Origin of the sequence: Mesorhizobium sp. M4B.F.Ca.ET.017.02.2.1 (assembly GCF_003998955.1) — a bacterium.
Classification (GTDB): Bacteria; Pseudomonadota; Alphaproteobacteria; order Rhizobiales; family Rhizobiaceae; genus Mesorhizobium; species Mesorhizobium abyssinicae.
On the sequence record NZ_RZOF01000390.1, the window covers coordinates 1 to 5,480 of the forward strand.

The window sequence follows — 5,480 nt, forward strand, 5'->3', positions numbered from 1 at the left end:
GGGGGGGTGGTGGCGGCGGCGAAAGCCATGCCGCCGAGCCGCTTGCCGTCGTCGGCGACCAGGAATTCGGAGTTCGGCCGCGTCAGCCGCGCCTTCAGCGAGGCGATCGAATGCCAGTCGTCGGTGATCGCCGTCACCCTTTCGACGCCATAGATGGCGTCATAGGTCGCGTGCCACGTCTCGACCAGCAGCGCGCGGATCGCAACAAGATCGCGCTCGCTGGCGGTACGGACGAACATCGCTTTATTCGATGCCGAGCTTGGCCTTGACCAGGTCGTTGACGGCCTGCGGATTGGCCTTGCCGCCGGTCGCCTTCATCACCTGGCCGACGAACCAGCCGGCCATGGTCGGCTTGGCGCGCGCCTGCTCAACCTTGTCCGGATTGGCGGCGATCACCTCATCCACCGCCTTCTCGATGGCGCCGGTGTCGGTGACCTGCTTCATGCCGCGGCTTTCGACGAGCGCGCGCGGATCGCCGCCCTCGTTCCAGACGATCTCGAACAGGTCCTTGGCGATCTTGCCGGAGATCGTGCCTTCCTTGATCAGGTCGAGGACGGCGCCGAGCTGCTCGGGCGAAACCGGAGCGTTTTCGATGTCTTTGCCGGCCTTGTTGAGGGCGCCGAGCAGATCGTTGATGACCCAGTTGGCGGCGAGTTTGCCATCGCGCCCGGCAGCCACCTTCTCGAAATAGTCGGCGATCGGCTTTTCCGACACCAGGATCGAGGCGTCGTAGGTCGACAGGCCGAGCGCCGCTATCAGCCTTGCCTTCTTGTCGTCCGGCAGTTCCGGCAGGTCCTTGGCCAGCGCGTCGACATAGGCCTGGTCGAATACAAGTGGCAGAAGATCCGGGTCGGGGAAATAGCGGTAGTCATGCGCCTCTTCCTTGGAGCGCATCGAACGCGTCTCGCCCTTGTTGGGGTCGAACAGCCGCGTTTCCTGATCGATCTTGCCGCCATCCTCGAGGACGGCGATCTGTCGGCGCGCCTCGTATTCGATGGCCTGGCCGATGAAGCGGATCGAGTTGACGTTCTTGATCTCGCAGCGCGTGCCGAAGTCGCCGCCCGGCTTGCGCACCGAGACGTTGACGTCGGCGCGCAGCGAGCCTTCGTCCATGTTGCCGTCGCAGGTGCCGAGATAACGCACGATGGTGCGCAACTTGGTCACATAGGCCTTGGCCTCGTCGGCCGAGCGCATGTCGGGCTTGGAGACGATCTCCATCAGCGCCACGCCGGAACGGTTGAGATCGACATAGGACATGGTCGGATGCTGGTCGTGCATCGACTTGCCGGCATCCTGCTCCAGATGCAGCCGCTCGATGCCGACCTCGATGTCCTCGAACTCGCCCTGCCGGTCCGGGCCAACCGAGACGATGACCTTGCCCTCACCGACGATCGGCTGCTTGAACTGCGAAATCTGGTAGCCCTGCGGCAGGTCCGGATAGAAATAGTTCTTCCGGTCGAAGACCGACTTGTGATTGATCTCGGCCTTCAGGCCGAGGCCGGTGCGGATTGCCTGCTTGACGCATTCCTCATTGATGACGGGCAGCATGCCGGGCATCGCCGCGTCGACCAGGCTGACATTGGCATTGGGCGCCGCGCCGAAAGAGGTCGCCGCCCCGGAGAACAGCTTGGCCTCTGAGGTGACCTGGGCATGCACTTCGAGGCCGATGATGACTTCCCAGTCGCCGGTGGCGCCGGGGATCAGGCGTTTTGCGTCGGGCGTGCGGGTATCGATGATGCTCATGGTGGCCTGCGCTTCTGGCTCGCGAGATTTGCGATTTTCGCGAATTTGGGTGTTGGCCTTCGCTAGTGCAATCCGCTCCATCAGACAAGCGCAAAGCCCGCATGCTGGCCTTTTCGGCCGCCTTCGCTTATAGGACGTCCATCCAATGGAGAGTGGATGTCCACTTACGCTCAGTCCCGGTAAGGCCCTGACCTCGTAGCGAGGCAGGGCGACAAAACCTGAAACCCCGTGCCGCGAAATCCCGCGGCGGCGGCTTTTGTTGTTTTCCCGGGAATTCTCCAGATGGACATTTCGCGCATTGAACAGCGCATCCTGCACCTGCTCGCGCAGGGCGGGCGCATCGAAATGGAAAAGAATGCCAGTAAGAAGATCGCTTCGGTCCAATGCCTGACCCGCGACGGCTGGCGCTACCCAGGCGTCGATCTCGAGCTCTTTCGAAAACTGAGACGGAAGAAGGCGGTGTCCTCGTCGGGTGGCGGCCCCTACCGCATCACCCGGCGCGGGCTCGAACTCGTACGCGCCGAACTCGACAACAGATAGAGGCGTTCGCGCCTCAACTTCCGCCGACCGGCAGCGGCCGGCGGATCGTCTGTGCGTCCGCTAGGCGGTGGCGATATAGGCCCTGATCTCCTCGGCCTCGCGCTCGACATCCTCGATGCGACGCTTGACGACGTCGCCGATCGACACGATGCCATAGAGCAGGCCGTCCTTTTCCACCGGCAGATGGCGGAAGCGGCCCTTGGTCATGATCTCCATCACCTCGTTGACGGTGTGGTTCTCGTTGCAGATCTTCACCTTCGGCGTCATCGCCGAACGCACCGCAATATCGAGCGCCGCAGCACCTTCCTTGGCCAGCACGCGCACGATATCGCGCTCGGAGAGGATGCCGACGATCTTGTGGTCGCCATTGGTGATGACCAGCGCGCCGATCCTGTGTTCGGTCAGGATGCGAATGGCCTCGCTCAGCTTTTCGTTCGGCCCGAGCGTCAACACGTCATGGCCCTTCTTCTCGAGAATTGCCTTAACAGTCATGGCGTCCTCCTCAGCTTTTGCTGCCGGTTCCTGCCCTGACCGGCATTCACGTTCCGGTGAACATGGTGCGCCGTGATTGTTTGCATTTCAAGTGCGGCGCGGCCTGTCTGGCCTGCCGCGTCGCGGCAGTCCGACGGATCGCTATCTCAGTAGGATTTCTTCATCGGCCGAATGCTGATCTCCGTTACCTCGGCGGTCCACGGGAGCGTAAGTGAATCAATCACGATTGCGGCGACATCCTCCGGTTGGAGTAGCAGATCTGGCTCGAAAGCTCGTCCCTCGTTCACACATAAATTTTCGGTTCTGGTCGTCGCTGTGCGGCCCGGAAATACGCTGAGAACGCGCACATCGTCCCCATTGACCTCCTGCCTGAGGGTGTCGGCAATGGATTTGAGCGCATGTTGGGTAGCCGCGAAATGGCCTCGTCCTGCTGCGCAAGTCAGCCCCGCGCTTGAGTTGATGAAGACAATTTGACCTCTGGGTCGCCTAAGGAGAGGCAGCGCTTTCTGTGTAAGGACCAGAGGCCCACGCACATTGGCGGCATATTGCAAATCGATCTGCTTCGCAGCGGCCTCTTCCAATTTTCCGTGACTTATGATTCCAGCGCAGTGAACCAGTATGTCAAGGCGGCCGAATGCCCGATCAATACAACGACACAATTGTTTGATCGCTGTTTCATCAGTTAGATCGCATATCCTGATATTGACTTGTTGCCCAAACGGCCTGCAGAGATCGGCTGTGCAATTTAGTCGACTTTCGTCTCGACCCACTAGACATAAACGCGCCCCAGCCATTGCCAGGGCCAAGGAAATGCATCTGCCAATCCCGCCGCTTGCTCCGGCGACCAGGGCGCACTGCTGATAGAGTTTCTTGCTGAACAAAGGGCTCGCAGGATCCTTGGCCTGCGTATCGGGGCCAACATCGCCTGCGATGGCGGCCTCGGCTTTCCCGAGATTGTTGGATTTGGACATCGTCCTAGCTTCCTTTCCACAATGTATGCGTGTGGCGGAGCGCGATGCAAGATGACGAAAAGGTGTAAAGTGGTGGTAAGCCAACGTTCCAAAGCATTAGAATGATGGAGAGATTCCAATAAATAGGCTTCGAAGGGATGCAATCGGAGCAAGAATGGCGCTCGGAAACCTCACGTCTTGGCCCGCAGCAGGGATCGCTCAGGGCGTCCGCTCGCGGCGGTCGAAAACGCGCACCCCGAAAAAGCCGGCGACGAAGCCGCCATATGGGCCTCCCAGGCGATCTGGCCGTCGATGCCGGGAGCAAAGCCGACAAGTCCGGTGACGAGGTTGATGACCATCCAGACGCCAAGAAAAGTCATGACGCCGCGCGAGCGCAGCACCGCGCCGATCGGCAGCGGCGCTCCGGCGAAGGCCGCATGGCCGGACGAGCGATCGACACGGAAGCCGTAGCGCGCGGCCGCTCCCATCATGCCCGAGATCGCCCCCGACGCGCCGACCAGCGGCGTCTGCTCGAGCGGATGCAAGGCAAAGAACAACGCAACCGCCGCAAGCCCGGTCGCCCCGAAGAACAGCGCGAAGCGAAGCGCGCCGTAGCGGTTCGCCAACGGCGAGCCGAAAGCGGCCAGCCACACCATGTTGATCACGAGATGCGCGAGCCCGCCATGCAGGAAGGCATAGGTGAAGGGGCTGGTGAAAGCATAGACATCGAGATCGTAGCGGCCGGAATAGCGCACCGGGATGAACGCTGCCCGCACCAGCAGGGCGAAATCCTGATCGTCGGTGAGCGTGTAAACGCGGATCAGGTGGACGACGACGCAGATGCCGATCACCGCCAGCACCACCGGCGGCAGATTGAATATCGGTTCGCGGCGCGGCTCGGGCGCGTCATCCGTCTGTTCGATTTCCGAAGGGCTAACCGGTTCGCTCATTCACAACGGTCCAGGGATTCGATTGGCGAGCTTTAGAGCAAGGTCGCCAAGGTTGAAACACTTCTGTTCCCCCCACGGCACCCGGCGCAGCCTCGCTTTCAATTGCTACGAAACCGAAAGGAAACGAAGCGGAAATGCTCTGGCGTTCGCGAAACTCGCAACGCGTGTTCTCGGAAGCAACAAGACCCCTTCCTAGAATGCGGCCGATTTTCAAAGGGGCCACCTATCAGAATGCCGGCATGCGCGTGTTCGACATATCCGACCCCTACAGGCCGATGGAAACCGGCGCGCTGGTCCCGGCGGCGCCTGCCGGCATGGTCGACAAGCGCCCGAAGCAGCCGCAGGTGATCCAGTCGACCGACGTTCGTCGACGCCAACGGCATCGTCTATTCGCCAGACCACAATGCCGGACCAGCGATCTTGGAATATGAGGGGTGACAAGCGTCACCCGCCGCCCCACCCAACGCAGCCCACCAGCCGAAGCCAACGCACCTTGCCACAAGCCGCCTCCGCCATCGCCGTCTCCGTTGCCGGCATCGAGAAATCCTTCGGCCCGACGCGTGCGCTCGCCGGCGCCGACCTTGCCGTCGCCTCCGGCGAGATCGTGGCGCTGATGGGCGCCAACGGCGCCGGCAAATCGACCTTGGTGAAGATCCTGTCGGGTTCGCACACGCCGGATGCGGGCACGATCACGCTAGGCGGCAAGGCGATCACCTTCGCCTCGCCCAGCGCCGCCAAAGCCGCCGGCATTGCGACGGTGCATCAAGCGACAGACCAGGCGGGGGCTGCCGGGTTGACCGTCGCC

General features: G+C 61.9%; 6 protein-coding genes and 2 pseudogenes. 3 read left to right on the forward strand and 5 right to left on the reverse strand.

From position 1 onward, the window contains the following. Window positions 1-239, reverse strand: a pseudogene (locus tag EN738_RS29985) (GNAT family N-acetyltransferase); the annotation flags it as partial. Window positions 240-243: 4 nt separating this feature from the next. Then, window positions 244-1,743, reverse strand: coding sequence for an Asp-tRNA(Asn)/Glu-tRNA(Gln) amidotransferase subunit GatB (gatB, locus tag EN738_RS29990; protein ID WP_127286789.1), 1,500 nt, complete (start codon window positions 1,741-1,743; stop codon window positions 244-246). A gap of 282 nt (window positions 1,744-2,025) precedes the next feature. Here gatB and EN738_RS30000 point away from each other — a divergent pair, with 282 nt between their 5' ends. Further along, window positions 2,026-2,283, forward strand: coding sequence for a YjhX family toxin (locus tag EN738_RS30000; RefSeq protein ID WP_127286790.1), 258 nt, complete (start codon window positions 2,026-2,028; stop codon window positions 2,281-2,283). A 60-nt stretch (window positions 2,284-2,343) separates the two neighbouring features. On the opposite strand, the gene EN738_RS30005 is transcribed toward EN738_RS30000, so the two are convergent. The 3 genes and pseudogenes from EN738_RS30005 to EN738_RS30015 form a co-directional block, all read right to left on the reverse strand. After that, entirely contained in the window at window positions 2,344-2,775 is a 432-nt protein-coding gene (locus EN738_RS30005; protein ID WP_126054363.1) for a CBS domain-containing protein, read from the reverse strand. 146 nt (window positions 2,776-2,921) lie between these two features. After that, window positions 2,922-3,746 (reverse strand): SDR family NAD(P)-dependent oxidoreductase, encoded by an 825-nt coding sequence (locus EN738_RS30010; protein WP_127286791.1) that lies wholly within the window; start codon window positions 3,744-3,746, stop codon window positions 2,922-2,924. 198 nt (window positions 3,747-3,944) lie between these two features. Further along, window positions 3,945-4,675 (reverse strand): annotated as a pseudogene (locus EN738_RS30015) (rhomboid family intramembrane serine protease). 197 nt (window positions 4,676-4,872) lie between these two features. Here EN738_RS30015 and EN738_RS30020 point away from each other — a divergent pair. Then, the gene (locus tag EN738_RS30020; protein ID WP_245494812.1) at window positions 4,873-5,106 is read left to right on the forward strand and encodes a hypothetical protein; all 234 of its coding nucleotides are present in this window, start codon (window positions 4,873-4,875) and stop codon (window positions 5,104-5,106) included. A gap of 62 nt (window positions 5,107-5,168) precedes the next feature. After that, the coding region (locus tag EN738_RS30025) for an ATP-binding cassette domain-containing protein (RefSeq protein WP_127286792.1) at window positions 5,169-5,480 on the forward strand (312 nt) is incomplete at its 3' end.